The organism is uncultured Maribacter sp. (assembly GCF_947495965.1).
GTDB lineage: Bacteria > Bacteroidota > Bacteroidia > Flavobacteriales > Flavobacteriaceae > Maribacter_B.
This window is the reverse complement of sequence record NZ_CANMBB010000022.1, coordinates 1-1393: the sequence shown is the minus strand read 5'-3', so window position 1 is coordinate 1393 and position 1393 is coordinate 1. Positions and strand designations below refer to the sequence as shown.

Genomic DNA, 1393 nt, shown 5'->3' with positions numbered 1-1393 from the left:
TGTCCAGTCCTAAATAACCGATACAGATTATTAAAGGATTAAATTTATTACTTAAAGTTCAACGATGCTAGCATCGTTGAACTTTTTTGATTTATATATTGTTCTTTTGAGTTTATCTTGTTTATGCATTTGTGAAGGTGTTAGCATATGGTTTGACATATGCGGTCTTTTATTATTATAAATTTTGATTGAATTTTTAATCAGCTTTTTTTTAGTATCTAAGTTTTCGATATTTTTATCGATATCAAACTCTTGTTTTAATATTCCATTGATTCTTTCAGCTATCGCATTCTCATAAGGATCATACTTTTGTGTCATACTAGACTTTATATTGTTTTGGCTTAACAATTTTTGATATTCATTGGAACAGTATTGTAGCCCCCTGTCAGAATGATGTATTAACGGTTGGCCCTTATCGTTTCTATTTTTTAATGCCATTTCAAGAGCTCTTAAAGAACCGTCCAATGCAAGAGTATTAGATACATCATATCCCATTATTTTCTTAGAATAAGCATCTGTAATCAAAGCTAGATATGAGGGATTATTTCTGGTGCCTACATAGGTAATATCACTAACCCAAATTTGCTCTGGACGCACTATATCTAAGTTACTTACTATATTATTGTGCTTTCTAAATCTATGGTGTGAGTCCGTAGTAATATGGTAGCTTCTCTTAGGTCTTATAAGCATATGATTTGCTTTGAGGATTCTAAAAAGCTTATCTCTACCTATTTTTAAAATGCTTAGCTCTTGTTTCAAAATATGATATAGTTTTCTGGTTCCTAACTTAGGCATAAGATTTCTCACACCTTTTACTAATCTTATGACTTTTTTTGCTACGGACTCTTTGTGTATTCTTGACTTAATAGAACGATAGTATACCTGCCTTTCAAGCCCGAGTAAATTACAGGTAGAAACTATTGTTTCTTTGTGTTCTTCTTTGAAGATTTTGATAACTCGGGCTTGTAATTTTTTCTGATTTCAATGTCATATTCCTTCTCTGCCATATTAACAAGCATATCAAAAATAATTACTTTCTTATCTGCTCGCTCGGCTAGATATTCTGCTCGAGATTTTTGTTTTTCTAAAAGTTTGACTTTTGCCTCAAGTTCTGCTATTCTTTGTTCTGGTGTCTTGTCCATTGAAGTTACATTAAGGTTTTCCCAATCAAAATTACCATATTTTCGCAACCAAGAGGTAATAGTACTTCTGGCTTGAATACCATATTTAAGATGAGCTGAAAGCCTATCTAGTTCTCCGGATTCAATTTGTTCTACTACTTGAAGTTTAAAAGAAAGCGAGTAGTCTTTTTGGGTTCTTTTTACATAACCAATCTTTACGGGTGTTTTCATTACACTAAAATTTTAGTGTATCGCTATTTCAGGACGGGACA

General features: G+C 32.1%; 2 protein-coding genes. Both read right to left on the bottom strand.

The window, feature by feature from the left end:
* Positions 1–51: 51 nt before the first annotated feature.
* Positions 52–921, bottom strand: coding sequence for an IS3 family transposase (locus Q0820_RS16880; protein WP_298489465.1), 870 nt, complete (start codon positions 919–921; stop codon positions 52–54).
* Complete coding sequence (locus Q0820_RS16875) at positions 918–1352, bottom strand: hypothetical protein (RefSeq protein ID WP_298489463.1); 435 nt, start codon at positions 1350–1352, stop codon at positions 918–920. Before Q0820_RS16875 ends, Q0820_RS16880 begins: the two co-directional genes overlap by 4 nt.
* Positions 1353–1393: the final 41 nt, after the last annotated feature.

Coding starts and splice junctions, on each gene's coding strand:
- Q0820_RS16875 (WP_298489463.1), bottom strand. CDS start 1,352: ATGAAAACACCCGTAAAGATTGGTTATGTAAAAAGAACCCAAAAAGAC.